Origin of the sequence: Methylobacterium sp. yr668 (genome assembly GCF_900116245.1) — a bacterium.
Lineage (GTDB): Bacteria > Pseudomonadota > Alphaproteobacteria > Rhizobiales > Beijerinckiaceae > Methylobacterium.
This window is the reverse complement of sequence record NZ_FOZY01000001.1, coordinates 353946-380045: the sequence shown is the minus strand read 5'-3', so window position 1 is coordinate 380045 and position 26100 is coordinate 353946. Positions and strand designations below refer to the sequence as shown.

Annotated in this window: 24 protein-coding genes; 8 read left to right on the top strand and 16 right to left on the bottom strand. The window is 71.4% G+C overall.

The window, feature by feature from the left end; genetic code table 11:
- Positions 1-42: 42 nt before the first annotated feature.
- From BM419_RS01750 to BM419_RS01725, 6 genes are all read right to left on the bottom strand, one after another.
- Positions 43-333, bottom strand: a complete 291-nt coding sequence (locus BM419_RS01750) for a hypothetical protein (RefSeq protein ID WP_091924574.1) — start codon at positions 331-333, stop codon at positions 43-45.
- Between the two features lie 117 nt (positions 334-450).
- The gene (locus BM419_RS01745; protein WP_091924571.1) at positions 451-2337 is read right to left on the bottom strand and encodes a CHASE2 domain-containing protein; all 1887 of its coding nucleotides are present in this window, start codon (positions 2335-2337) and stop codon (positions 451-453) included.
- Positions 2334-2855, bottom strand: coding sequence for a FecR domain-containing protein (locus BM419_RS01740; protein ID WP_091678736.1), 522 nt, complete (start codon positions 2853-2855; stop codon positions 2334-2336). The genes BM419_RS01745 and BM419_RS01740 overlap by 4 nt, the downstream gene beginning before the upstream one ends.
- Positions 2856-2878: 23 nt before the next feature.
- On the bottom strand, positions 2879-3559 hold the full coding sequence (locus BM419_RS01735; protein ID WP_091924568.1) for a Crp/Fnr family transcriptional regulator: 681 nt from the start codon (positions 3557-3559) through the stop codon (positions 2879-2881).
- Between the two features lie 310 nt (positions 3560-3869).
- Complete coding sequence (locus BM419_RS32245; protein WP_175556254.1) at positions 3870-4010, bottom strand: hypothetical protein; 141 nt, start codon at positions 4008-4010, stop codon at positions 3870-3872.
- An 88-nt stretch (positions 4011-4098) separates the two neighbouring features.
- Positions 4099-4578: a cupin domain-containing protein gene (locus tag BM419_RS01725; RefSeq protein WP_091678738.1), complete on the bottom strand. Its 480-nt coding sequence runs from the start codon at positions 4576-4578 to the stop codon at positions 4099-4101.
- A gap of 233 nt (positions 4579-4811) precedes the next feature.
- Here BM419_RS01725 and BM419_RS01720 point away from each other — a divergent pair, with 233 nt between their 5' ends.
- Together BM419_RS01720 and BM419_RS01715 are read left to right on the top strand one after the other, a co-directional pair.
- The gene (locus BM419_RS01720; protein ID WP_091924564.1) at positions 4812-6242 is read left to right on the top strand and encodes a HAMP domain-containing sensor histidine kinase; all 1431 of its coding nucleotides are present in this window, start codon (positions 4812-4814) and stop codon (positions 6240-6242) included.
- Positions 6239-6904, top strand: a complete 666-nt coding sequence (locus BM419_RS01715) for a response regulator (RefSeq protein WP_056521453.1) — start codon at positions 6239-6241, stop codon at positions 6902-6904. The genes BM419_RS01720 and BM419_RS01715 overlap by 4 nt, the downstream gene beginning before the upstream one ends.
- Positions 6905-6937: 33 nt before the next feature.
- Here BM419_RS01715 and gyrB read toward each other — a convergent pair whose 3' ends face one another.
- The 5 genes from gyrB to BM419_RS01690 form a co-directional block, all read right to left on the bottom strand.
- The gene (gyrB, locus tag BM419_RS01710; RefSeq protein WP_091924561.1) at positions 6938-9382 is read right to left on the bottom strand and encodes a DNA topoisomerase (ATP-hydrolyzing) subunit B; all 2445 of its coding nucleotides are present in this window, start codon (positions 9380-9382) and stop codon (positions 6938-6940) included.
- Between the two features lie 178 nt (positions 9383-9560).
- On the bottom strand, positions 9561-10523 hold the full coding sequence (locus tag BM419_RS01705) for an aldo/keto reductase (RefSeq protein ID WP_091924558.1): 963 nt from the start codon (positions 10521-10523) through the stop codon (positions 9561-9563).
- A 5-nt stretch (positions 10524-10528) separates the two neighbouring features.
- The gene (locus BM419_RS01700) at positions 10529-11173 is read right to left on the bottom strand and encodes an MBL fold metallo-hydrolase (protein ID WP_020091678.1); all 645 of its coding nucleotides are present in this window, start codon (positions 11171-11173) and stop codon (positions 10529-10531) included.
- A gap of 89 nt (positions 11174-11262) precedes the next feature.
- Positions 11263-11646 (bottom strand): hypothetical protein, encoded by a 384-nt coding sequence (locus BM419_RS01695; RefSeq protein WP_091924555.1) that lies wholly within the window; start codon positions 11644-11646, stop codon positions 11263-11265.
- A 67-nt stretch (positions 11647-11713) separates the two neighbouring features.
- On the bottom strand, positions 11714-13381 hold the full coding sequence (locus BM419_RS01690; RefSeq protein WP_020091676.1) for an alpha-amylase family protein: 1668 nt from the start codon (positions 13379-13381) through the stop codon (positions 11714-11716).
- A gap of 156 nt (positions 13382-13537) precedes the next feature.
- Here BM419_RS01690 and BM419_RS01685 point away from each other — a divergent pair, with 156 nt between their 5' ends.
- Together BM419_RS01685 and BM419_RS01680 are read left to right on the top strand one after the other, a co-directional pair.
- Positions 13538-16582 (top strand): penicillin-binding protein 1A, encoded by a 3045-nt coding sequence (locus BM419_RS01685; RefSeq protein WP_091924552.1) that lies wholly within the window; start codon positions 13538-13540, stop codon positions 16580-16582.
- Between the two features lie 28 nt (positions 16583-16610).
- A complete protein-coding gene (locus BM419_RS01680) occupies positions 16611-17672 on the top strand; it encodes a hypothetical protein (RefSeq protein ID WP_091678749.1) in 1062 nt (353 codons plus the stop codon).
- Between the two features lie 13 nt (positions 17673-17685).
- Here the strand turns inward: BM419_RS01680 and BM419_RS01675 are convergent, their stop codons facing one another.
- Positions 17686-17904, bottom strand: a complete 219-nt coding sequence (locus tag BM419_RS01675; protein WP_020091673.1) for a hypothetical protein — start codon at positions 17902-17904, stop codon at positions 17686-17688.
- Positions 17905-18172: 268 nt separating this feature from the next.
- On the opposite strand from BM419_RS01675, the gene BM419_RS01670 reads away from it, so the two are divergent.
- The gene (locus BM419_RS01670; protein ID WP_012317333.1) at positions 18173-18421 is read left to right on the top strand and encodes a hypothetical protein; all 249 of its coding nucleotides are present in this window, start codon (positions 18173-18175) and stop codon (positions 18419-18421) included.
- Between the two features lie 176 nt (positions 18422-18597).
- Positions 18598-19236, top strand: coding sequence for a hypothetical protein (locus BM419_RS01665; RefSeq protein WP_091924549.1), 639 nt, complete (start codon positions 18598-18600; stop codon positions 19234-19236).
- A 15-nt stretch (positions 19237-19251) separates the two neighbouring features.
- On the opposite strand, the gene BM419_RS01660 is transcribed toward BM419_RS01665, so the two are convergent.
- Positions 19252-19830, bottom strand: a complete 579-nt coding sequence (locus BM419_RS01660; RefSeq protein WP_020091671.1) for a polysaccharide biosynthesis/export family protein — start codon at positions 19828-19830, stop codon at positions 19252-19254.
- A 189-nt stretch (positions 19831-20019) separates the two neighbouring features.
- Between BM419_RS01660 and BM419_RS01655 the strand changes: the two genes are divergently transcribed.
- Positions 20020-22239 carry a GumC family protein gene (locus tag BM419_RS01655; RefSeq protein ID WP_091924547.1) on the top strand — a complete coding sequence of 740 codons (2220 nt, stop codon included), beginning with the start codon at positions 20020-20022 and terminating at the stop codon, positions 22237-22239.
- Positions 22240-22251: 12 nt separating this feature from the next.
- Here the strand turns inward: BM419_RS01655 and BM419_RS01650 are convergent, their stop codons facing one another.
- The gene (locus BM419_RS01650) at positions 22252-23403 is read right to left on the bottom strand and encodes a GNAT family N-acetyltransferase (RefSeq protein ID WP_244540682.1); all 1152 of its coding nucleotides are present in this window, start codon (positions 23401-23403) and stop codon (positions 22252-22254) included.
- Positions 23404-23676: 273 nt separating this feature from the next.
- Here BM419_RS01650 and BM419_RS01645 point away from each other — a divergent pair, with 273 nt between their 5' ends.
- A complete protein-coding gene (locus tag BM419_RS01645) occupies positions 23677-24738 on the top strand; it encodes a polysaccharide deacetylase family protein (protein WP_091924541.1) in 1062 nt (353 codons plus the stop codon).
- A gap of 25 nt (positions 24739-24763) precedes the next feature.
- On the opposite strand, the gene BM419_RS01640 is transcribed toward BM419_RS01645, so the two are convergent.
- Together BM419_RS01640 and BM419_RS01635 are read right to left on the bottom strand one after the other, a co-directional pair.
- Positions 24764-25420: a DUF2155 domain-containing protein gene (locus tag BM419_RS01640; protein ID WP_056521486.1), complete on the bottom strand. Its 657-nt coding sequence runs from the start codon at positions 25418-25420 to the stop codon at positions 24764-24766.
- Positions 25421-25548: 128 nt separating this feature from the next.
- Positions 25549-25965 carry an NADH:ubiquinone oxidoreductase subunit NDUFA12 gene (locus BM419_RS01635; protein WP_175556253.1) on the bottom strand — a complete coding sequence of 139 codons (417 nt, stop codon included), beginning with the start codon at positions 25963-25965 and terminating at the stop codon, positions 25549-25551.
- Positions 25966-26100: the final 135 nt, after the last annotated feature.

Here is a 26100-nt window from a genome sequence, read left to right as displayed (position 1 = left end):
GCCTGCCGATCGGCCTGGCCGCTGCTCCCGCGGCGTGACGGTTCAGCGGCAGACCCGCTCGTAGCGGCCCCACACCGGGCTGAAGACCAGGTGACAGTCGCCGAAGTAGCTGCCCGCGGCGTATCCGCTCGCCGGGCTCCACCAGCCATGGCCGCCGAAGCGGTGATGGAAGCCGTGATGGAAGCCGCCGTGGTGGAAGCCGTGATGGAAGCCGCCATGGTGCCCGAAGCTTCCGTGCCCGAACCCGCGCGCTTCGGCTCGTCCGGGCACGGTCGCCAGGGCGGCGAGGGCGAGACAGGACAGGATCGCGGTCTTCGTCGAGGTGATCGTCATGAGATGTCTCCCGTTGCGATACGGGGACGATGCACCGGAGAGCCCGGGGGGACTGTGACCCGAGTCACAGTTTCAGTGTGATCCTCCGGTCGGTCAGCGACGCGCTCGGGGGAGCGGCTAGGACGTCGTCGCGCGCGGGTGGCGCAGCCAGACCTCGAGGGGCTGGCTGCGGCCGCGGATCGCCGCGGTCCGGCTCTCGAAAGCGCCCTCCGACCGCTCGAACCCGGCCGCCTGCGCCAGCTCGGCGCTGAGTGCCAGGCGAGCGTGGGCGTCCGCCGCGACCGCCAGCAGGCGGCTCGCCACGTTGACCGTGTCGCCCGTCGCGGTGATGTGCTGGTTGGTGTCGCTGCCGAGGCGCGAGAGGATCACCGGCCCGTAATGCGCGCCGATGCGCAGATCGAGGGCCGGCCCGGCCCCGTGCAGGACCGGGCTGTCCGCGATCCAGGCGCGCGTTCGGACGATGAGTTCCTCCGCGGCCTGGACGGCGTGCGCCGCCTGGTCCGGGTCCGGATCGAGGGCCCCGAACAGGATCATGGCGCCGTCGCCCATGAAGTTTACCACGACGCCCCCGCGCAGGGTCACCGCTTCGTCCACGAGATCGTGGAACGTCTTGAGCATCGCCCGCGTCCGCGCCGGGCCGAGCTGCTCGCTCCGGCGCGTGAAGCCGGTGAGGTCGACGAACAGCACGGGGATGTCGCGCGCGACCGGCTCGGCGAGGTAACCCGGATCGCGCGCGAGCCGCTCGGCCAGGGCGGCAGGCTGCATCCGCCGCAGCACCTGCTCGGACCGCGCCACGCGCGCGCTCTGGCGGCGCTCGAGCGTCTGGCGGCCGACCGCGCAGACCAGCGCCGGCAGTCCCACGGCCGCGAGCGGCAGGGCGGCGCTCAGCCAGATGCCGTGGGCGAATGCGATGGCGCCCGCGGCGAGCCATCCTGCCGTCGCGAGCAGGACCAGGATCAGGCCCGGGCCCGGCGGCAGCAGCGCGATGGCGAGCGCGGACCCGACCGCCAGGAGGACCGAGGCCGCGGCGTCTCGCTGCCGCACGCCGGCGTCCCGGACGAGGGCGTCCCCCGTGGTGAGGTGGGCGATGCCGGTGGCGAGGAGTTCGACGCCGGGCAAGACGGGATCGAACGCGGTGGCGAAGGTGTCGCCGCCGCCGAGCGCGGTTACGCCGATCACGACGATACCGTCCGAGAGCGCCGCGGCCGGCGCCGTCCCGTCGAGGAGGGCGGCCGCGCTCACCGTCGCGATCGTGCGTCGCGGACCGTAGGGGCGCAGCGGGAGGTGGTAGCCGAGGTCCAGCGACAGAGCGCGGTCGCCGATCTGGACGCGCCCCTTGCTGAGCACGGGGTCGTTGCGCGCCGCCAGGGCGGCCGCGCGCAGCACGAAGGACGCGGCGACGCCGTCGGCCGTGCGCACGACCAGGGGGAGATGGCGGGGTACGCCCGACGCGTCCTCGGCGACGTTGACGACACCGGACGCGACGTCTTCGCCGAGCTTCGGCGACGGCCGGTGGAGCGCGGTGGCGAACGGGATGCCGTCCTCGCTGGCGCTCCCGTCGAAGACCGCAGCCGAAGCCAGGATCGCTGTGGTCTTCCCGAGGGCGACGGCGAGCGCGCTGTCCGCCTCCGGCTGCCGCCCCGCCTCGAGGAAGAGCACGTCGACGGCGATCACGCGCGGGCGGGCCTCCGCCACCCGCTCGACGATCCGCGCCATCGTGGTCCGCGAGACCGGGAAGCCGCCTTCGCGCCGCACCGTCGCGTCGTCGATCGCCACCACGGTGAGGTTGGCGGGCGGCGTGCGCGGGCCGGCGAGCCGCAGGCGCAGGTCCGTGAGGGCGGATTCCAGGCGATCGAGGGGCGTCGCGCGCCCGGCGAGATGGAGATGGCCGAGCCAGGCACCCCAGGCGAGCGCGCCGAGCGACGCGGCGAGCAGGAAGACGCGCCGCGCCAGCCGGAAGGTCCGGTCGGGCGTCGGAGCCGCCGGCCGACCGGCCTCGCTCAACGCCCGAACCGCTCGAGCAGGCTCCTGACGCGCTCCTGGGGCCAGCGCCGGACCTCCAGAGGGTCGCGGCCGTCATCGACGTCGACCCCCTCGCCCGGCCCGAGCGTGACGGCGACCTGCGGGTCGGTGCGCCGGGCGACGTCGACCCGTCCCTGCGCCACGAAAACGGACGTGCGCGCCCGCGTCACGTCGACGGCGTAGACCGTGCCCCGCACCGAGGCCACCGCGTGGGGGGTGAGGATCTGGAAGCCGTCGCGGCGGACGCGGCGGCTCGCCGGGATGGTGACGAAGACCGCGTTGCCGCCGATCTCGGCGCCCTTGAGATGTCCGTCACCGTCGGGACCCACGGGGCGCAGGCTGCCCGCGCGCTCGGTTTCGAGCGTCAGGCCGTCGGCGCAGTGCAGGATCCGCAAGGGCGGATCGAAGCGCGTCGTCTCCGTACATCGCGTCTGCGCTGCGGCGCTCGACGCCGCGAGGGTGAGGGCGGCCGTGGCCGCCAGGCGCGCTGTCGTTCTCATGCGGTGAAGCCCTGTCGCCCCGATCATGTCTGCGCCCGCGCGACGAGCGCGACGAGCCGGTGTGAGGCCCGCACGGTGACGCGCGCGCGGCCGAGATCGATGAGGCCCGATCTCTGCCAGTCCTGCAGGACGCGGTTCACGCTCTCCCGCGCCGCGCCGACGAAGGCCGCGAGTTCCTGCTGCGTCACCTGGATCTCGGCGCCGTAATCCTCCGACAGCATGATCAGGCGCCGGGCGAGGCGCATGTCGAGCGGCAGCAGCGTCGCCTCCTCCATGCGCGCGCTCATCCAGCGCAGGCGCTGGCACAGCAGGCCGATGATCCGGACCGCCAGGGCGGGATCGCCGTGGAGCAGTTTGAGGAAGGCCCGCCCCTCGACGACGAACAGGTCGGCCGGCTCGAGCGCCACGGCCTCGGCGGTCCGTGGATGGCCGTCGAGGAAGGCGATCTCGCCGAAGACGTCGCCCGGCCCGAGCAGGTTGAGGGTGACCGCGCGCCCGTCGTCGGAGCCGGCCCCGATCCGGATCTGCCCGCGCCGCACGGCGTAGAGGGCATCGCCCGGATCGCCCTTCTGGAAGAGGATCTCGTGTCGCGCGAGGCTGCGCGTCGTGCAGAGCCCGGCAATGGTCTCGATCGCCTCCGGACCAAGCTCAGCGAAGAACGCGTTGGCCTTCAGAAACCGAACGAGCGTGTGCGGCGTGCTCACGACTGCATCACTCCGGCCGTCGAGCTGGGGCTTATGCGCGTGTCGAGGGCCGATTAGCAAGGCTTACACTGCGAGAGCGGAGGATGATCATGGGCTCCGACCGCGGGCGTGCTCACGGTGGCGACGATTGTTACAGGCCGCGCGCCCGCTCCAGCATGCCGGTGGCCCGTTCGCCGATCACCCCGCACGGCGCCTGGCTGTCGCCGCTGGCCGCGCGGGGCAGGATCGAGGCGTCCAAGACCGTCCGAACGTCGCGGCCCGTTCGGGCGGTGCAGCCCTGGAGTCGGTCGGTGACCGCGGCAGCGCGGATTCAGTCCGCCCTCGCCGCGCCGGACGGGCGGAACGCCCGCGCGCTGCCGCGGGCGCGGCAGAGGTCGGCGCGGGCCGCGGTCGCCGTCACGTCGGCCGGGTGGCACAGGTCGTTCGCCTCGATGACCGGCGGCGTCGCCATGTCGCGCGCCGCGCGCGATCAGGCCTCTCGAGAGCGTCTGCGGCGGGTCGGAGCGACTGTCGCGCGCGGATCGTATCCCCGTGGACGATCACTTGTCCGAGCGCGTCTTCCTCGGATCGTCGGAGGGATTGATGTAGTCGAGCCCGAAGGGCCCTGTTCCCGAGACCTGGATCACGGCCGGGTCGCGCGTCGTCCAGAGCGCGTGGGGCATCTTGGCCGGCAGATACAGGAAGGCACCCGGCCGGAGAGACTGACCCCGGCTCGCGTCGATCGTCTTCCCCATGTCGTGGACGAGTGTGCCGGACAGCAAGGTCACGCTCTCGTCGGTCGCGTGCGTGTGCGGAGCGATGACGTAGTTCGGCGGGAACCGGAGCCTGAGCGTGAACGGTCCGGGCTTGTCCGGATCGCCGGCGATGATGCTGATCTCGCTGCCCGTCGGGAGGGAGGGCGGCGCGGCGCGCCACTGGACGGCGTCGTCACCGGTGACCATGACCATCTCGCCCGCGCGCGCGTCCGGCGCGAGGCATGCGAGGAAGAGGACGAGACAGCAGCTCTGGCGCAAACGCATCGACAATCTCCAGATCGGCGCTGGGGCGAGCCCGGATCGAACCTGTCCGCTGACATCGAGCCCGCTTTACCGTCGGCGGCGCTCGCGACAGGGTCCGTCCTGTTAGACCGTGCGCCTTCGGACCCGCTACGGCAGAACGCCCGTACCGACCCGGGCAAATCGCACGACCTTGCCGCGGACGCTTCCAAGACGGTCGCGGGCTCGCGTACTCTCGGCCTTTCGGGAGAACACGGGTGACACCCTTCAGGCTCAAGCAGGTCCTGACCGTCTGGGACGCGCGCGAGCTGGATCTCAAATGGGCCCTCGTCGGCCGCATCGCGCTGATCGCGATCCTCTGCGCTGCCGGAGCGGCCGCCTACGCGATGCACGACGTCGCGGCGAAGACCCGACAGCGGAACGCCGAGACGGCCGATGAGGTGCACAAGCAGCTCCGCCTCCAGCTCCTGCGAATCGAGCGGGCGGCCGACATTCCCCAACGCTTCCCGGATTGGGAGATCGTCACCCGGTACGCTCTGCAACCCGGCCAGTGCGTGCAGCTGATCCCGGCGAAGGCCGGTCCGACACGGTCGAGCTGCGTGGGCGTCGAGGCGCACGCGCGCGCCGCACCCGACTGGTTCGCGACGCTCTACCGGTTCCCCTTCTTCGCCGGATCCACCGTCCGCCTGCCCCTCGAGCATCAGGGATCGCGGATCGGGATCGTCGAAGCGGACATCGATCCCGACGCGGTCGTCGGGTCGGCGTGGATCGTGCTGAAGCAGGTGTCCGGCGCTCTCGCGGCCATGACCGTCGTCCTGTGCGTGCTGGTCTACGGCGCGGTGGCGCACGCGCTGCGTCCCGCCAACGAGATCCTGGTCGGTATCGATCGCGTCGCGAAGGGCGACCTCGGATGGCGTCTGCCGAGCCTCCGCCTGCGCGAGCTCCGCCGCATCGCGACGGTCTTCAATCAGCTTGCCAGCCATCTCCAAATCGCCACGCGGGAACGTGCCGAACTCGCGCGCCGGCTGATCGATGCCCAGGAGCAGGAGCGGCGGTGGCTGTCGCTCGAACTGCACGACGACGTCGCGCAGCGTCTGACGGCTTTGAGCCTTCTCGCCCGGTCGATCCAGGAGGGCGCGCGCTCCTCGTCGCCTTCGGTCGTGGCCGAGAGTGCCGAACTCGCCACCATGGCGTCGGACGCCGTGCGCGCGCTCCGGAGCACTCTCGCCGCGCTCAGGCCGCCGGAGATCGACGATCTCGGGCTGCGGGTCGCGCTCCGGAGTCTGATCGCCGCCCAGGCGCAGCGCGCCGGGGGCCGGATCCACGTCACGCTCGCGGCCGACGCGCAGGCCGATCGCCTGCCCTCCGACGCGGCGGCCCATATCTACCGGATCGTCCAGGAAGGCCTCACCAACGCCGTCCGCCACGCGGCCGCGCGCACCGTCGCGATCGCGCTGAACGTCGCGGAGACCGACGGCGGCGCCGAGGTCCAGCTGATCCTCACGGACGACGGAAGCGGCGCTCCCGTGGAGGCGCTGGAGCGCCCGCATTCCGGTCTCGGCCTGCTCGGCATGCGCGATCGCGTCCACGCGCTCGGCGGGCAGATCGTGACGGAAACGTCCCCGGGCGGCGGGTTCCGCCTGCGGGTCCGCTTTCACGCCGCGCTCGCGGGCGACGAGGTGTCATGACCAAACGGCGCATACGCGTGATGCTCGTCGACGATCACGCCGTCGTGCGGGAGGGCTATCGGCGGCTCCTGGAGCGGCAGCCCGACATGGAGGTCGCCGCCGAGGCCGGGGACGGCGCGGAGGCCTATCGCGCCTACCGCATGGTGGAGCCGGACGTCGTCATCATGGACATCAGCATGCCCGGCCGCGGTGGGATCGACGCCATCCGTCAGATCCGTCAGGTGGATCCGAGCGCCCGCATCCTCGTCTTCAGCGTGCATGCCGCGGTGAGCTACGCGCTCCAGGCCATACGCGCCGGCGCCCGCGGCTACATCACCAAGAGCAGCGCTTCGGATCTCCTCATCGAAGCGGTGCGAAGCGTGTTCAACAACAAGCTGACCCTGTGCGCGGAGATCTCCCACCTGCTGGCCGCGAGCCGGCTGGCGGAGGAGACGTCCCCGATCGACCAATTGTCGCCTCGGGAATTCGAGATCCTGCGGATGATCCTCGACGCACGGCACACGGACGCGATCGCGGCCGATCTCAGCCTCTCGCCCAAGACCGTCGCGAACTATCACTACGCCATCAAATCGAAGCTCGGCGTCAGCTCGGACGTGGAACTCGTCTACTGCTGCATCCGATGCGGGCTGATCGATCCCTTCGCGGTCGTCGGAGCGGACTAGAACGCGCGGGCGCGCGGCCCGCAGCGGTGCGCGTCACACGTCCAGGTTCGCGACGCTCAGCGCGTTCTCCTGGATGAACTCGCGCCGGGGCTCGACCACGTCGCCCATCAGCTTCACGAACAGGTCGTCGGCATCGGTGACGTCCTTGACCTTGACCTGCAGCAGCGAGCGCACGTCGCGGTCGAGTGTGGTCTCCCAGAGCTGCTGGGCGGTCATCTCGCCGAGGCCCTTGTACCGCTGGAGCTGAAGGCCCTTCCGGCCGAAGGCCATCACGGCCTCGAAGAGCGCCACGGGCCCGTGCAGCACCGTCTCGTCGGACTTCCGCATCAGCGTGGCCGGCTCGCCGTAGATCTCCCGGAAGGCGTCGGCCCGCTCGGAGAGGCGCCGGGCCTCCTGCGAGGTGATCAGCCCGGCGTCGAGGGTCGAGACCTGCCGAACGCCCCGGAGCGTCCGGCTGAGGCGATAGCCGTCCTCGAACGACTCGCCCTGCCAGCCCCGCTCGATCTCGTCGGCGATCGCGTCGAGCCGGCGGGCGGTCATGTCGGCCAGCACCTCGGCCTCGCCCGGCCGCGACGCCGCCTCGGCATCGAAGGCACCGGCCAGCACCGCCTGCTCGACCACGGAGCGGTCGTAGCGTGTGTGCAGGCCCTGCAGGATGCTCCGGAACGTCCGGGCCTCCTCGACGAGGCTCTTGAGCTGCGCCCCGGCGAATTCCGCGCCGGTGGAGAGCCGCAGGATCGCGCCGTCGGTGCCCTGGTCGATCAGGTAATCCTCGAGGGCGCGCTCGTCCTTCAGGTAGATCGCCCGGCGGCCGCGCTCGGCTTTGTAGAGCGGCGGCTGCGCGATGTAGAGGTGGCCGCGCTCGATCAGCTCCGGCATCTGCCGGAAGAAGAAGGTCAGCAGGAGCGTGCGGATGTGCGAGCCGTCCACGTCCGCGTCGGTCATGATGATGATGCGGTGGTAGCGCAGCTTCTCCGGGTTGAAGCCCTCCCGGTCCGTGGAGGAGCGCCCGATCCCGGCGCCCAGCGCCGTGATCAGGGTGCCGATCTCGGCCGAGGACAGCATCCGGTCGGCGCGCACGCGCTCGACGTTGAGGATCTTGCCGCGCAGGGGCAGCACGGCCTGGAAGGTCCGGTCGCGGCCCTGCTTGGCCGAGCCGCCGGCGGAATCGCCCTCCACCAGCAGGATCTCGCACTTGGTCGGGTCGCGCTCCTGGCAGTCGGCGAGCTTGCCGGGCAGCGAGGCGATGTCGAGCGCGCCCTTGCGAGTCACGGTCTCGCGCGCCTTGCGGGCGGCCTCGCGGGCGGAGGCCGCCAGCACCACCTTGCCCATCACCGACCGCGCCTGGCTCGGATTCTCCTCGAGCCACGTGGACAGGCCCTCGTTGAGCACGTTCTCCACGGCCGGGCGTACCTCGGACGAGACGAGCTTGTCCTTGGTCTGCGACGAGAATTTGGGGTCCGGCACCTGCACCGAGATGACCGCGGTGAGCCCCTCGCGGCAATCCTCGCCGGTCAGCGAGACTTTCTCCCGCTTGGCGACGCCGCTGGACTCGGCGTAGCCGGTGATCTGCCGCGTCAGGGCGGCGCGGAAACCGGCCATGTGGGTGCCGCCGTCGCGCTGCGGGATGTTGTTGGTGAAGGGCAGGACCGTCTCGTTGAACGAGTCGTTCCACCAGAACGCGACCTCGACGCGAATTCCATCGCGCTCGGAGCTGACGACGACGGGACTCGTCATCCCGTCGATCGGCTTGCGGGAGCGGTCGAGGTACCGGACGAAGGCCTCGATGCCGCCCTCGTAGTACAGCTCCTCGCGCTTCTTCTCGGCGTGGCGGGCGTCGGTCAGGACGATGCGGACGCCGGAATTGAGGAAGGCGAGCTCGCGCAGGCGCTTCTCCAGCGTGCCGTAGTCGAACTCGATCATCGTGAAGGTGTCGGTCGACGGCAGGAAGGTGACTTCCGTGCCGCGCCTCCCGTTCCCGGGCCCGATGATCTCCAGGGGCGCCACGGCGTCGCCGTGGCGGAACTCCATCGCGTGCTCCTTGTCGTTGCGCCAGATGCGCAGGCGCAGCCACGACGACAGGGCGTTCACCACCGAGACGCCCACGCCGTGCAGGCCGCCAGAGACCTTGTACGAGTTCTGGTCGAACTTACCGCCGGCGTGCAGCTGGGTCATGATGACCTCGGCCGCCGAGACGCCCTCCTCCTTGTGGATGTCCACCGGGATGCCGCGCCCGTTGTCGGAGACCGTGCAGGAGCCGTCGGCGTTGAGCGTCACGGTGACGAGGTCGGCGTGGCCGGCCAGGGCCTCGTCGATGGCGTTGTCCACGACCTCGTACACCATGTGGTGGAGGCCGGAGCCGTCGTCGGTGTCGCCGATATACATGCCGGGCCGCTTGCGGACGGCGTCGAGGCCCTTCAGCACGCGGATGGATTCCGCGCCGTAATCGGCGGGCTCGGTCTGGGGGGTGTCGGCCATGAACTTCCTCGGCAGGCGGGCCTGATCGCGTCGGTGGCAGATGCGCCCTCGGGCGCCCGCGCCTGAACTCTCGCTTGGTCCGCCTGATATAGGGGTTCCGCGTTGAGATTGCACGATTTTACGGGTCCGCGGCGGGCCCGTCCCGTCGCTTTTGTGACGCCCGTCGCTTAACGCTGCGTTAGCCCTCGATGCCGCCCGCGCTCGCCGCATCCAGGCGGTCGATCGCCCCGGGTGCGAGCGTCAGCCGGACGGCGCCGAGCAGCTCGTCGAGCTGCGCCACCGAGGTCGCGCTCGCGATGGGCGCGGTGATGCCGGGGCGGGCGATGATCCAGGCGAGCGCGACCTGGGCCGGACTCGCGCCGTGGGCCTGCGCGACCGAATCGAGGACGTCGAGCAGCGCGAGGCCGCGGGGGTTCAGGTACTTGGCGACCCGGTTCTCCCGCGGGCGTCCCGCCGCGTCGTCGGCACTGCGGTACTTGCCGGTCAGGAAGCCGGCCGCCAGGGAGAAGTAGCCGATCACGCCGATCTGCTCCGCCCGGCAGAGCGGCTCAAGCTCGGCCTCGTAGCCGCGCTGGGCGAGGCTGTAATCGGGCTGCAAGCACTCGTAGCGCGGCAGGCCCGCGGAGGCCGAGACCGCCAGCGCCTCCTTGAGCCGGGCCGCGCTGTAGTTCGAGGCGCCGATCGCCCGGACCTTGCCGGCCGCGATCAGGCGCTCGTGCGCTCTCAGGGTCTCCTCGAGGGGCACCGCCGCGTCGTCGAGATGCGACTGGTACAGGTCGATCCGGTCGACCCCGAGGCGCCGCAGCGAGGCCTCGCAGGCCCGCTCGATATGGGCCGCCGAGAGGCCCTGGCCGGCCTCGCCCAGGTCCATGCCGACCTTGGTCGCCAGCACGATCCGGTCGCGCGCACCCGACCGGGCCGCGAGCCACTTGCCGATCACCGTCTCGGATTCCCCGCCGACATGGCCGGGGGCCCAGCGCGAATAGACGTCGGCGGTGTCGATGAAGTCGAAGCCGCTCTCCACGAACCGGTCGAGGATCGCGAAGGACGCGGCCTCGTCGGCCGTCCAGCCGAAGACGTTGCCGCCGAGGCAGAACGGCGCGACCGTCAGGTCGGAGCGGCCGATGCGGCGCCTGTCCATGCGCGTCAATCCTGTAGGAAGGGGTTGGACACGCGCTCCGCACCGAGGGTGCTGGTCGGTCCGTGGCCGGGGATGAAGGCGACGTCGTCGCCCAGCGGCAGGACCTTGTCCTTGATGGCGCGGATGAGCTGCTCGTGGTTGCCGCCGGGCAGGTCGGTGCGGCCGACCGAGCCCTTGAACACCACGTCGCCGACGAGGGCGAAGCGCGCGTCCCGGCTCACGAACACGACGCTGCCGGGCGAGTGGCCGGGGCAGTGGAGGATGTCGAAGCCGAGCCCGCCGACCGTCACGGCGTCGCCCTCGTCGAGCCACCGGTCGGGCGTGACCGGCCGGGCGGCGCCGAGGCCGTAGTTGGCCGCCGTCTCGGGCAGGGAATCGAGCAGGAACTTGTCGGCCTGATGCGGGCCCTCGATCGGCACGCCGAGGCGCTCGCGCAGCTCGTCGGCGCCGGCGGCGTGGTCGACGTGCCCGTGGGTCAGCAGGATCTTCTCGACGGTGACGCCCTGCTCGCGGATCGCCGCCTCGATCCGGTCGAGGTCGCCGCCGGGATCGACGACGGCGCCGACCTTGGTGGCGTCATCCCAGATCAGGGTGCAATTCTGCTGGAAGGGCGTGACCGGGATGATCCCGGCGCGTGGCGTACCTGGCATGTCGTTCCGCGAGTTGGCAGCGCCGCTCCGGACGCCCTTCGCCCCAGTTTAGCGTAGAACGCCGGTGGGCGGCACCCTGCGCGGCAGGCTCAGGCCGCGTCGCCCCTGGGGCGGCGCAGGCTGTCGTGAAGCGCCAGCATCTCGGCCATGCCGAGCGCCCGCGAGCTCCAGCGGGTCTCCGCAGCGTTGACCTGCGTGAACCGGTCGTGGGACCGCCCGCCATAGGCGCCGAACAGGGCTCTGCCCGCCTCGACGGCACCGTCGCCGGGCGCCGTCTCGTCCGGCCGGTCGATCCGGTAGGACGGCGTCGGGGAACGGCCGGTCACGCCGATCCGCACCCAGGCGTCGCCGTGATGCTTCTGGCACATCCGCATGGTGCTGAGGACCTGGCGCAGGTAGGCCTCGCCGTCGTCGAGATCCGGCAGGACGTCGGCGATCGTCGCGTCCGGGGGATGATGCTTCGTCCGGGCCATGTCCCACCTCGCTCCGGCCTGTCCTACCGTGTCGGCCGGCCGAGGGCGAGCCGGGCTCCGGTGTTCCTCACGTCGGCCGCCGCTTCAGCAGCGCGTCGAGCCCGCCGACGCGGAACCAGTGGTAGCCGTATCCCTCCAGGAACAGGCAGTGGCGGCCGTCGTCCTTGACCTCGCTGCGGGCGCCGGTGAGCAGGTCGACGAGGATGTCGTGCTCGCGATCCTCGGATCCCGACGCCATCGCGACCTCCACGGGCTCCGGCGCCAGGTTGTGGACGCACAGGATGGCATTGCCGCGCCACGCGTAGCGCAGCGCCAGGACCGACGGGCGCCCGGTCTCCATCGCGACGACGTCGCCCCAGCCGATCTCCGGCGCCTCCTTGCGCTGCCGGATCATGCTCTGCATCCAGTTGAGCAGCGAGCCCTCCTCGTGGCGCTGGTCGGCGACGTTCACGTGCGCGTAGCCGTAGGGGCCGTGGTCGATCAGGGGCAGGACGGTGCGCCGGGCCGTCGAGAAGCCGCCCTGGTGCTCGCTCGTCCACTGCATCGGCGTGCGGGCGCAGTCGCGCTCCGGCAGAGCCAGCTCGTCGCCCATGCCGATCTCGTCGCCGTAGCGCAGCACCGGCGTACCCGGGAGGGTGAACATCAGCGAGTAGGCGAGCCGGATCCGGCGGGGATCGCCCGCCAGCATCGGCGCGAAGCGGCGGCGGATGCCGCGGTCGTAAAGCTGCATCCCCTTCTCGGGTCCGAAGGCGTCGAACACGCTCTGGCGCTGCTTGTCGGTGAGGCGCCCCAGGTCGAGCTCGTCGTGGTTCCGCAGGAAGATGCCCCACTGGCAGGAGAGCGGGCGCGGCTTCGTCCGCTCGATCGCCTTGACGAGGGGCCGCGCATCGTGGGCCGCCAGGGCGTAGAAGGTCGCCTGATTGACCTGGAAGTTGAACATCATGTGCATGCGGTCGGCGTCGTCGCCGAAATAGTCGAGGTCCTGCTTCGGCAGGATGTTGGCCTCGGCCAGGATGATCGCGTCGCCCTGGCGCCACTGCAGGAACTCGCGCAGGTCGCGCAGCATCTCGAACTGCTCGCGGGGCTTGCCGCCGACATCGGCGCCCTTCTCGGCGATGACGAACGGCACCGCGTCCATGCGGAAGCCGGAGACGCCGAGCTGGATCCAGAAGCCCATGATCTTCAGGATCTCGGCCAGCACCTCCGGATTGGCGGTGTTGAGATCCGGCTGGAAGTTGAAGAAGCGGTGGAAGTACCAGGCCTTGGCCTTGGTGTCGTAGGTCCAGGTGGTTTCCTGAACGCCCGGGAAAACCATGCCCTCGTCGGCGGATGCGGGGCGCTCCTTCGACCAGACGTACCAGTCGCGGTAGGGCGATTTGGGGTCGGACCGGGCCGACTGGAACCACGGATGCTGGTCCGAGGTGTGGTTGACGACGAGGTCGATGAGGACACGCAGGCCCCGCTGCTTGGCGGCGTGCGTGAAGGCGACGAAGTCCCCGAGCGAGCCGTAATCCGGATCGACGCCGTAATAGTCGGCGATGTCGTAGCCGCCGTCCTTCTTGGGCGAGGGCTGGAACGGCATCAGCCAGACCGCGGTGGCGCCCAGGCCCTGGATGTAGTCCAGCCGGCGCTCCAGCCCGGCGAAGTCGCCGATGCCGTCGCCGTTGGCGTCCATGAACGTGCCGACGGACAGGCAGTAGATGATCGCGTTCTTGTACCACAGGTCGTTGATCATGGGCCCCCCGGCGTCGTCGCGCCTCACGAACGTGGGAGCCGGCCAAAGCGTTGCCGTGCGGCGTCTCCTTAAATCAGCCGCGTTGTGCACGCCCTGTTCAGGCGCGCTCCCGAAAGGTCCGCGCTCGCCCCGTCGCGTCCCCCGAATCCGGCCCGTATGAACGCCATCCTGATCAAGCTGTTCGCGACCGCCCTGACGCTCAGCCAGGTCACGACACGGCCGGACGCGGTCCGGACGCAGTTCGATCCCGCGACGGACGGCCCGGAGGTGGTGCGCCTGCTGCGCGACGGCTGCGCCCACATGCGCAAGGCCTTCGACATCGAGGACATCAATCTCGACGAGTTGATCACCACCGCGATGGAGGATCCGTCCACGGTCGCCGGTCCGGCCGCGCCGAAGATCCTGCACGGTCTCGATCTGACCGAGCTGAACACGAGCTACAAGCAGTTCTGCAAGGGCGAGAACCCGGCGAACTCGCCCTTCGACGCGAAGGCGGTCATCGAGTTCTACGACAACGCCACGAAGGACCTGCCCAGCGCCGAGGCCCTGCGCGACAAGGCCCTGCCGGGCATGACCCGGATCCTCGACGGGGCCGGCAAGCCCTTCGCGGAGGCGTCGGAGCCGAATGGCCGCCGCGTCGTGGTGCCGATCACGGCCGTCCCGAATCTCGTGCAGAAGGCCTTCATCGCCGCCGAGGACAAGCGGTTCGAGACCCATCACGGCATCGACGAGCGCGGGGTGATCCGCGCCTTCATCGCCAACCTCGCCTCGCCGGGGCGGCCGGCGGGCGGCTCGACCATCACCCAGCAGGTGGTCAAGAACCTCTCGGTCGGCGACGACGTCACCTACGAGCGCAAGATCCGCGAGATGATCGTCGCGTCGCGGCTGGAGCGCATCCTGACGAAGCCGCAGATCCTGGGGCTCTACCTCAACGGCATCTATCTCGGCCGCGGCGCCTACGGCATCGAGATGGCCGCGCAGAGCTATTTCGGGAAGCCGGTGGGGCAGCTGACCCTGCCGGAAGCGGCGCTCCTCGCCGGCATGCCCAAGGGGCCGAACTTCTACAGCCCGGACAAGTACCCCGACCGGGCGCGGGAGCGGCGCGCCTACGTGCTCGCCCGCCTCAAGGAAGAGGGCGCGATCACCGAGGCCGAGATGAGCGCGGCGATCAAGTCCGATCTCGGTCTGAAGCCGATCGAGACCGCGCGCCGCGATTCCGGCTTCTACGTCGTGGATTTCCTCAATCGCGAGGCCCGCACCTTCGCGGGCGTGGATTCGCTGACCTCCGGCTCGCTGACTGTCCGTTCGACGATCAACGCGGGGCTGCAGCGCGCCGTCGAGGACGCCCTGCAGGACGGCCTCGCCAATTACGAGCGCGGCACCGGCCGTCAGGCCTTCACGGGGCCGGAACTCAACCTCGCCGACAGCGTCCGGCGTATCCAGGCGGCGACGCCGGCACCGGAGGGCTCCGCCTCGGCCGCGCCCGCCGTCACCGGCGCGCGGCCGGAGGCCGCGAAATCCGATGCCAGGCCGGAGACCGGGCCGGCCGCGAAGTCGCGCCGCGGCGAGAGGGTCGCGGCCGTGCCGCAGAAGAAGCCGGCGTGGCTCCTGGCACTCGAGAGCGCCCGCCCGGTCCTCTACGACGTTCACTGGCCGATGGCCGTGGTGCTGGAGACCGGCCGCGGCGGCGTGAAGGTGGGCCTCGCCGACGGCCGCACCGCCTCCCTCGACCCCGGCATCGCCCGCGGCAAGCTGCAGCCCTACGACGTGATCCGCGTGAAGGTCAGCGCCGGCAAGGGCGGCCCGCGCGCGCAGCTCCGCGTCCGGCCGACCGTCCAGGGCGCGGCCCTGGTATTGGAGAACCAGACCGGCCGGATCCTCGCGATGGCCGGCGGCTTCTCCTACCCGCTGAGCCAGCTCAACCGGGTCACCCAGACGGTGCGCCAGCCCGGCTCGACCCTGAAGCCGCTGACCTACCTTGCCGCGCTCAACGCCGGCCTGCAGCCGAACACCCTGGTGATGGATTCCGCCGTGACCCTGCCGCCGATCGGCGGGGCGGGCGATTCCTGGTCGCCGAAGAATTACGAGGGCGGCGGCTCGGGGCCGACGACCCTGCGGCGCGGCCTGGAATTCTCCAAGAACCTCGTCACCGCCCGGCTCCTCCAGGGCGGGATCGCCCCGAAGGCGCCGGCGAGCCTGAAGCGGGTCTGCGACATCGCCCTCGAGGCGCAGATCTACGCCGAGTGCGAGCCCTACTACCCCTTCGTCCTCGGCGCGCAGCCGGTGCGGATGCTCGACCTCGCGGGCTTCTACGCGGCGGTGGCCAACGAGGGCGCCCGCCCGGCGCCCTACGCTCTCGAATCGGTCGAGCGGGACGGCAAGCCCCTCTACGCGCACGCCGCCAAGGAGCCGGTGCGGATCGCCTCGGCGGACCGCGTGGCCTTCTACCAGCTCAAGACCATGCTGCAGGGCGTGACGCAGCACGGCACGGCCGCGGCGCTCGCGAAGGTCTCGGCCTACGTCGCGGGCAAGACCGGCACCTCGGAGAACGAGAACGACGCGTGGTTCGCCGGACTGACCAACGAGATCAGCGTGGTGGTCTGGGTCGGCTACGACAACGCCGACGGCACCCGCAAGACGCTCGGCCGCGGCCAGACCGGCGGCCACGTCTCGGTGCCGATCGCCTCGGCGATCCTGCAGGCGGCCTGGGCGAACGGCGTCGCCAAGACGCCGCTGCGGGGCCCCTCCCCCGAGGCCCGCCCGTTCATCGCCGACCTGCCGATCGACCCGCGCAGCGGCGTGCGGATCGCCGGCGGCGGCTTCCTCGAGCATTTCCGCACCAGCGGCGACGGGCGCATGGCGGACACGCAGTACCGCCTCGTGCCGCGCGAGACGCTCTACGCCATGCGGCCCGACGCGCAGGACGGCGACCTCGCCGGCGACGACGGCGCGAGCGTCGCGGGCGACTACTACGGCAACATGACCGGCGAGCGGCCGCGATCCGACTTCCTCGACCCGTTCGGCGAGCGTCCCGCGCCGCGCAGCCGCCGCGCGCAGGGCGACGTGGATCTCTACGGTCAGGATCCCTACAAGCCCTGGCCGGGCCAGACGAATCGGTCGCCCTTCGGCGGGGACGACGACGCGCGCCGCCCGCGCCGCCGCGATCCCGACTACCTGTTCGGCGAAGACCCCGGTTACTGACAGCCCTCCCCGACAGACGAGAATCCCGTTGCGCCAGCAGCTTCCCGCGGCCCTGGCGGCCGCCCTCACGGCCGCGCTCCCGGCCCTTCCGGCACGCGCCCAGACGCCCGCCGCCAACACCGCCCCGGCGCCGGGGCCCGAGCGGATCAAGGAGGTGCCCTCGGTCACGGCCGTCGATCCGGCCGCGATCAAGCCGGGCCAGATCCTGTTCACCGACCATCGCGACAACCCGTCGGCGCCGGAGAACGGCCTGATCCCGTACCTCGACTGGCTGAAGGCGCGGCCGGCCGAGGCGGCGGCGCTCGCCCCGTATCCCGGCTACAAGGAGCCGGACTACACGGTCACGGTGAACGGCGTGACCAAGCCGCGGCACGAGACCCTGAAGGTCTACGTCGCCGAGGGGCGCTTCGTCGTCCCGCGGCCGCCCGAGGCGATCGACCTCCAGGCCTTCGCCAACCTCGCCTTCGTCCAGAAGATGGATCCGGCGATCAAGCACCGCACCCTGGCGGTCGCCGACGTGACGCCCAACAAGGACCCGGCCGCCGCCTTCGCCAAGCGTCCCGACCGTCCGTGGTGCGAGGGCGCGGGCGCCTGCATCGAGTCGCGCTACGACCTCGAGGGCAAGCTGCCGCTCGGCGTGAAGCTCGCCAACAAGCTCGAGGAAGGCTCGACCAAGAAGATCGCCGAGTTCGTCTCGTTCCAGAGCGAGTTGCGGGTGCTCGGGCCGGACCAGGGTGACCGTCTCAAGGCGCTGACCAAGATCGACACCGCGGTGACCGGCGGCCTCGAGCAGACGATCTTCTGGGTCAACCAGATCCTGCGCTTCGGCAAGTTCCTGGCCGTGTTCCAGCCGATGCCGAACGACCCGACCAAGACGGTGGTCACCACCTACATGGCGCTGGCGATCAAGGGCGACGTCCTCGACCGCAAGGCCGAGTACGCCCGCGTGCCGGTACTCAAGAATCTGCTGCCCGCACAGGTGCTGATGGGCAATTCCAGCTTCAACACCGGCAACTCGATCAGCGCCGGCCTGCCGGTCTACGCCCGCAACCGGATCGCCACCTTCGCGGACGCGCTCACCAAGCGGTGACGCGCCGCGCGCCTCACATCCCGCGGTTGCCGATCGTCGGCAGCGTCGGCTGGGTGTAGGCGCGGTTCACGTCGCGGCGGGTCTGGGTGCCGTTGGTGTTGCCCGAGGCCCGGTAGTTGTCGAGGTTGAAGGTCTCGGCGAGGCCGCTGCGGGAATCCGGGCCGTCGCTGGTGCTGCAGGCGCAGAGGCCGCCGAGGGTCAGCGCGGAGAGGGCGAGAAGGGTCAAGCGCATCGCGTATCCTGAAAGCGGGCCGTGGCCGGGCCGCGACCGGCCACGGCCGGAGCGACCCTCTCGGGACGTCTCGCGGCATGGTCAGCGCGGAGGCGCCTCCGTCAAGGTCGCGCGCAAGATGTAAATCCGTTCTGCCGCCTCCGATGCGCGCCGGCCACGGAAAATCCACCACAGACCGGGATTGCGGCGGATAGGGCCGGCCAATCGTGTTGAGTTCGGCCCCCTCCCCCTGGCGAATCCCGGTCGTTTCGGGCGACAACCCTCCGCGATGAGCAACGTCTTGCCCTTCCGTCCGCGCCCGACCGTCACCCGCCTCGCTCGCTGCGAAGTTGTGACCGTGGCCGGTGATCTCCTCGCCCTGCTGGAGCAGCTCGAGGATGTGAGCGCCCGCGCCGCCGCGATGGGGCGTCCGGCGATCGAGGTCGAGCGCACCGTCCAGCACCTCTTGGATGCCGTGAGCGCCGTGGAGCGCGCCCTCGACTGCATCGGCGAGGGCGAGCAATCGGCGCCGGGCTAGACCGCGTCCCTGCGCGCTCGGGCGCGCCGGGCTCCTGACCGCGGGGACGTCGAATCCCGCGCCGGCGGGTCGCCGCGGGGCGTTCCTAAGCAGACTCTAAATCATCCGGAACCCTCCAGTACGCCTTGCGGTTGAGGGTCGGATGCTCGCGTCGGGCGTCGCTTCCGGAGGGTGCTATGAGGCTTCGCACGAGCAGCTTGCTGGCCGTCATGGCGGCCGGCGGTCTCCTCGCCGGGTCGGCGCTGCGCGCCCAGGCCGCCGAGGTCGGTTTCCTCGAGATGCTGTTCGGCGCCCGGCCGGCCCCGCAGCAGGCCCAGCCGGCCCCTGCCCCGGCCCCCGCCTTCGACGGCCGCACCTTCGGCCGCCACGCGACCCCGCGGCTCGGGGCGGCGCGCCGCCGCTTCCAGACCCGCTACGCGGCGCTCCCGCTCAAGATCCGCGTCAAGGAGCGGGAGATCAGCGAGCGCCAGACCCCCATCGACATGAAGGGCGGCGCGACGGCGGCGCTGCTCAAGGACGAGACGCTGCGGCCCGGCGACATCGTGGTGCTGAATTCTGGCGCCCGGGTGTTCACCGGGAATCCCGACAAGCGCCACGCGATCCGGGATTTCGAGCCGGTCCAGAACTCGCGCTTCGTGAGCCGGGGCACGCGGAAGGTCCTGGCCGGGCTGTTCACGCCGGTCGGCGCCTTGCCCGCGCAGGAGGCGCGGCGGATGATGGCCCGCGCCCGGCAGCCGATGCCCGAGGTGGCGACGCCGATCCCAGCGCAGAAGACCGCCATGCGGGTGATCAACCCGTGGCAGAGCGGGCAGTGACCGGCGCCGCGCCGCTCAGAAGAAGCGTTCCTTGATGACGATCGTGTCTCCCGGCCGGACCGCGTAGGTCATCGGCACGATCCCGGAGATCAGCGAGCCACCGGCGTCGCGGGTCAGGACGGCGTAATCGCGCGCTGCCCTCGGGCCGAAACCGGCCGCGATCGCCACCGCGGTCTCAACGGTCATGCCGTTGACGAACGGGTACTGACCGGAGGTGGTGACTTCGCCGAGGATGTAGAACGGTCGGTAGGCGTCCACCTCCACGGTGACGTGCGGCTCGCGCACGTATCCGGAGGCCAGCTTGGCCTCGATCGCCTTGGCCGCCTGCGCGGTCGTCTGGCCGCCCACCTGCACGGTCCCGATCAGCGGCATGGCGATGCGCCCCGCGCCGTCGACCGCGTATATGTTGGACAGGTTGTCCTGGCCGAACACGATCACCCGCAGCTTGTCGCCCGCCGCCAGCGTGTACCGCGCGGCGATCGAGCCGGTGCCGGTGGCATCGAGCTGGTCGGTGCGGAAGCTCGGCCGCAGGCAGCCGCCGAGCGCCAGAGTCGAGCCGAGTGCGAGGAGCAGAGCGCGCCGGTTCATCACCATCGCCGTCATGGATGCAGTTGCGGGGTGATGTAGGCCGTTAAGGTTAATGAAACTTGATCACCGCGCGACGGAGGCGGCGCCGTCACCGGTCCGCGCGCCCCTTAACTCTTGAGCAACCTTAACATCCACTAATGGCCGCGGGACGGCAGTAATGCCTGCCCGGCCTGTCTCCGCGTTCAGAGCGTCCGCATGTCCACGATCCGTCAACGCTCGACCTACGCCGTGCCCGGATCCCAGCCGCGCGCCGAGGAAGGCCTCGGCCTCGCGCAGCTGCCGCGGATCCTGCGGCGCTCGATCGGCTGGATCGTCGGGCCGACCCTGGTGGTCGCCCTGGGCGCGAGCGTCTTCGTCAACGTGGTCAGCCCCCGCTACACCGGCGAGGCGAAGGTGCTGCTCGAGAGCCGCGACCCGGCCTTCGCCCGCACCGCGCAGGAGCGCGGCGACCAGCTCGCGCCGATCGACGAGCAGGCGGTGGCGAGCCAGGTGCAGGTCGTGATGTCCCGCGATCTCGCCCGCGAGGCGATCCGCCGGCTCAAGCTCGTCGGCAACGCCGAGTTCGATCCCGGCGCGGGCAGCATCGGCGCCGTGCAGCGCGTGCTGATGATGCTCGGCATCGGTCCCAATCCCCTGGATCGCCCCGCCGAGGACCGGGTCCTCGACGCCTACTTCGACCACCTCCTGGTCTTCCCCGCCGGCAAGTCGCGCATCCTGACGATCGAGTTCCGCGCGAAGGACCCGAAGCTCGCGGCCGAGGCCGCCAACACCATCGCCAAGCTCTACATCGGATCGCTGGAGGCCGATAAGGTCGACACCGCCCGCTACGCCTCCACTTGGCTCGGCGGCAACATCGACGGGCTGCGCAAGCGCGTCGCCGAGGCGGAGGCCAAGGTCGAGGCGTTCCGCGCCAAGAACGGCCTCGTGGGCAGCACCGGCCTGGCCGGACGGCCGCTCAACGCCCAGCAGCTCGGCGAGCTGTCGAGCCAGCTCTCCGCGGCGCGGAGCCTGAAGGCCGACCTCGACGGCAAGGTGAAGGCCATCAAGGACCTGATCAAGGACGGGCGCGCCTTCGAGATTCCCGACGTCGCGAACAACGAGGTCATCCGCCGGATCGTCGAGAACCGGATCTCCGTGCGCGCCCAGCTCGCCCTCGAGTCGCGGACCCTCCTGCCGGCTCACCCGCGGATCAAGGAGCTGCACGCCCAGCTCGAGGACCTCGACGCCCAGATCAAGGCCTCGGCCGAGCGCGTCGTGCGCACGATGGAGAACGACGCCAAGATCGCGGGCGCCCGGGTCGAGAGCCTCCAGGCCGCCGTCGACGGCCAGCAGGACGTCGTCGTCCGCGGCAACGCCAGCGAGATCCAGCTCCGCGCGCTGGAGCGCGAGGCCAAGGCGCAGCGCGAGCAGCTCGAATCCTATCTCGGTCGCTACCGCGAGGCGGCGGCGCGCGACGGCGAGGCCGCGACCCCCGCCGACGCCCGCATCGTGTCCCGCGCGGTGACGCCCGAGGTTCCGTCCTTCCCGAAGAAGCTGCCGATCGTCGCTTTCGCGACGCTGCTGACGCTGATGCTCTCGGTCGGCGGGGTCATCGCCAGCGCGCTGCTGGCCGAGTCCGGCCGCGCCGCCGGCGACCGCGACGGCGATCCGGCAGACGATCGGCGGCGCCGCGAGCCGGTGCTGGATCGGCCGTCCTTCACCTTCCCGGAGGCGACACCGGCCGCCCGCTGGTCCGAGGCGTCGGGCGCGGCTGCCGCCGCGTCGGCGGCGCCCGCCGCGGCCGCGGCGCTCCGCTCCCCCGACACGTTCGATCTCGCGCCGCTCGTCGCGCGCATCGCGGCGGCGCCCCGCGCACCGGAGGCGCAGGCGGGTCGCCGCGTCCTGATCGTCGAGACCGAAGCCCGTCGCGGCGTCCCGACGCTGCCCGAGGCCCTGACCCGCGCGCTCGGTCGCGAGGGAAGCCTCGTCGCCGTCGACCTGAACCTGCCGAACGACGGCACGGCGCGGCTCGGCTTCGCCGACCTCATCGCCGGCGAGGCCGCGTTCCTCGACGTGATCCAGGCACGCCGGGACGGCGGCCAGCATCGGATCGAGGCGGGGCTGCTGGAGTCGACCGTCCTATTCGACGAGCCCGATGCCCTGGCCCTGACCTTCGAGGCCATGGCCGAGGCCTACGACTGGGTGGTCTTCCGTCTCCACGCCGCGCCGGGGGCCGTCGACCTCCTCGAGCTCGTGGCCGGCTTCATGGACAGCGTCGTCATCGCGTCGAACGCCGATGCCGAGGATCCGGCGCTGGCCGACCTCTACGCCCTCGCCGAGGAGGCCGGCGCGGGGCAGATCCTGGTCGCGCAGGATCGCCCGGCCGCGTCCGATGTCGAGGAGGCGCGGGCGGAGCTGCGCCTCAACGCCGCCTAGGCCGCGCGCCGATCAGGACCGGCGCAAGGTGCGGAGCCGCTTGAGGGCGGCGTAGAGGCGCGGGTCGCGCTTGATCCGCCGTTTCGTCCGCGTCAGGCCCCGGCGCAGGGCGCCGTAGGCCCGGCCCCGCAGGGTGACCGGGATGATCGTCTCGACGAGGCTGATCGTCTCATCGCAGATGCTGGCCTTGTAGCGCGCCTCGCCGACGCCGAGATCGAATCCCTGCCGGCCGCGGGCGGTCTGGTCGCGCACGAGATGCTGCAGGAGAAGGTCGCCGGGACTGTAACGGGCGACCTCGGGGTCGCCGTCGAACGCCGTCATCATGCCGCTGAAGCGTCGGTCGCTGACGGCACCGCCGAAGGTGGCGAGGACGCGGCCGCTCTCGGCGAGACACAGGGCGTACAGCTCCACGGCGGGCTCGGCGCCGGTCGACGCGGCCGTCAGGAAGGACCGGATCGCGGGATCGGCGTAAGGGTCGGCCACGCCCATGCCGGCGAAGCGGGCCGATTTCTGCGCGAAGAACGCCGCCAGCAGGCGCGCCGCCTCGTCGGCGGTCTCGGCGCGGCGGTAGACGATCGCGCCGTGCGCCTCCACGAGGCGCTTCTCCTTGGAGCGCAGCTTCTTGCGGGCGTCCGCGCTGAAAACCCGGCGCACGGTCGCCTCCGGATCCGGCCCGAGCATGAGGCCGTAGCCGTCGCTGGCCTCCGCCTCGCCGGTCGCGGCGAGCGGGTTCGCTGCCCCGTCCCACATCCGGGGCTGGTGCTTGAGCGCGAAGGCGTCGATACCCTCAGCGCGGCCGGCGCGGATCAGCGCCGCGGCGATGCTGCCGGGCCCGACGGCCGCCGCGTCGCGGGTGGCGAAGAGCGGCATGTGATAGTTGGCGTGCGTGCCGCCGACCGTGCGCGCGAGGCGCAGCCCGTGCTCCCGGCTCAGGGTGAACGGGACGAGGATGCGCGGCCGTCCGTCGGCATCCCGCAGGACCGCGACGCGCGCGCGCTCGGCCTGTCCCGTCGCCCGCAGATAGGCGCTGATCCAGTCGAACCGCTGGTAGGGCGTGCCGAGGCTCGCCGGATCGGCATCCAGGCGCCGCCACAGCGCCTCCGCGGCGGCCAGATCGGGGATGATCTCCGCGACGAGCCCCCCGGCGCTGCGCGAATCGACCATGTCCGTTCCCGCTACGTGGACACCGACCGCCATGACCCGATCTCCCGGGGACCGCGCGCGATCCCGTGCCACGCGCACCCTGACGGCAAGCGGCTGAATAGCCCGTCACTCCGATCGATGATGGCGCGATACCGGCGCCGGACGGTCCGTCAAAGAACAGTCGTGGCTAATGATAGCTTGCTTTCGCCGCGGCCACGCATGCTTTCGGCTTTGTTTACCCGGGCGAGCCAAGGCTGTGCCGAGCTGGGCCGCGGGCCCGAACGGTTCAGGTCCATGCTGTCGTCGCTTGCCAAGCATCGGGTCTTCGCGTCCGGGTTCCGCGCGATCCAGGCGCTCGGGGCGGACCGCTGGCTCAGCCCCGCGGCGCGCGGCCTCGGCGTGATCCTCACTTTCCATCACGTCAGCCCCGACCCGGTCCCGGCCTTCGCGCCGAACCGCCTGCTCGGCATCACCCCCGAGTTCCTCGACCTGACCCTGCGCGAGCTCGATGCCCGCGGCTTCGAGATCATCGGTCTCGATTCGGTGCCGGAGCGGTTGGCCGAACCGGATTACGGGCCGCCCTTCGCGGTCCTGACCTTCGACGACGGCTACCGCGATAACGTCGAGCACGCCCGTCCCGTGCTGGCCCGCCACGGCGCGCCGTGGACCCTGTTCGTCACCAGCGGCTTCGCCGACCAGGCCGGGCGGCTCTGGTGGATCGAGCTGGAGCAGGCGATCGCGCGCCTGGACCGGGTGCGCATCGACGTCGGCGCGCGGAGTCTCGACCTTCCGGCGCGCAGCCCGGAGGAGAAGGCGCTGGCCTTCGAAGCCCTGTACCGCGACCTGCGGCGCGGGGACGAGGCGGACCTCCTCGACCGGATCGCGGCCCTCTGCCAGCAGGCCGGCTTCCCGCCCGGGTGCCTCGCCGCCGACCTGTGCCTGTCCTGGGCTGAGCTGCGCGACCTCGCCGCCGACCCGGCCGTCACCGTCGGCGCCCACACGGTCAGCCATCCGATGCTCGCCAAGCACGCTCCCGCGATCGCGGCGCGCGAGATCGCCGAGGGGCGCGCGCGGATCGAGACGGAACTCGGGCGGCCGGTGCGGCACCTGTCCTACCCGGTCGGGGATCCGACCTCCGCCGGCCCGCGGGAATTCGCCCTGGCGCGGGAGATGGGCTTCGCGACGGCCGTGACCACGCGGCCCGGCCACCTCTTCGCCGAGCACGCCGCGCACCTCCAGGCCCTGCCCCGGGTGTCGGTGAACGGTTGCCACCAGACGCGCGCGGCGCTCGCCGGACTGCTCTCCGGCGTCCCGTTCCTGGCGTGGAATCGCGGGCGACGGCTCAACGTCGCCTGAGGCGACGACCCGCCCGCGGGCGGCGTCAGCGGAACAGCGCGTCGAACAGGTTCTGCGGCTGCTGCTGCGGCGGCGGGGCCGGCGCCGGCCCCTCGTTCGACGGGAAGAACTTCCGCGAGGGCTTCTGGCGGGGCTGCACCGGCACGCCGCGCGGCGCCTCCACGTCCACCTGCCCGTTGGCATTGAGCTGCTGGGCGGTCTTGGTCGCATCCTTGCCGGGGCGCTTCGCCTTCTCGGGCTTGGCCGCCACGGCCGGGACGTCCTCCTGCTCCTTGGCCTCGGCGATCACGTCGCTGCCGCCCTTACAGTCGACCAGCCACACGTCGTAGATCGGGTGCTCGATCGCGTGCAGGCCGGGGCTCGACGCGAACATCCACCCGGTGAAGATCCGGCGGTACTTGTTGTCGAGGGTGACCTCGTCGACCTCGAGGAACGCCGTGGTCTTGGCGCTCTCGGTCGGCGGGCGCGTGTAGCAGACCCGCGGGGTGAGCTGCAGGGCGCCGAACTGCACGGTCTCGTCGACCGCCACCTCGAAATTGACGATCCGGCCGGTGATCTTGTCGAGGCCGGAGAACACCGCGGTCGGGTTCTTGATCTTGTCGGCGGCGGCGGGGCCGGCGCAGACGAGGAGCGCGAGGCCCGGGGCGAGCGCGCGGCGTGCGAGGGCGGTGATGCGGCTCAAGGCTCGGACCCCTGGACGAGGGTGACCGGCCGCGCCAACGGGTGCGCGGCGGGCGATCGGGATTGACCCGTCATGAACACCGGAACGGTGGCGGCAAAAGGGCGCCGGCTCCGCGACGGGTCGCGGCTCTACTCGCCCGGCGTCCAGGACACGTAGTCGCCCGTCGCGGCCGGCCGCTGGCCCCAGGAGAGCTGCGAGCCCGCCGGCCGGTACGCGTTCGCGGTGCCGGTCTGGTTCTCGATATGGGGCTTCTGCCACGCCTTCGGCTGATAGGTCTCCTCGCTCGGCGCGACGTCGACGTTGTGGCAGAGCCAGCCGCGCCAGCCGGGGGGCACCTTCGAGGCGTCGGCGTAGCCGTTGTAGACGACCCAGCGGCGCTCCAAGCCCACCGATCGGTCGATCAGCGCGCCCTCCGCCTTGTAGTACTTGTTCCCGAACTCGTCCTCGCCGACGAAGATGCCGGTGCGCGCGGTCTGGAGCGCGACGGAGACGGTCTGGCCGTTCCACCACGTGAAGATGCGCAGCAAAGTGTCCTTCAGCGCCATCGCCGGTCCCGGAATCGTGGCGCGCCGCGAGGGCGCTCGTCGGCGCCGTTATGGTGACCGCGCGCGTGTGAGTCCAGCCGCATGACGGAAGTGTCGCCCCGGGGCAACGCTCGGCCCGCGCTTTCGGTCTCCGGT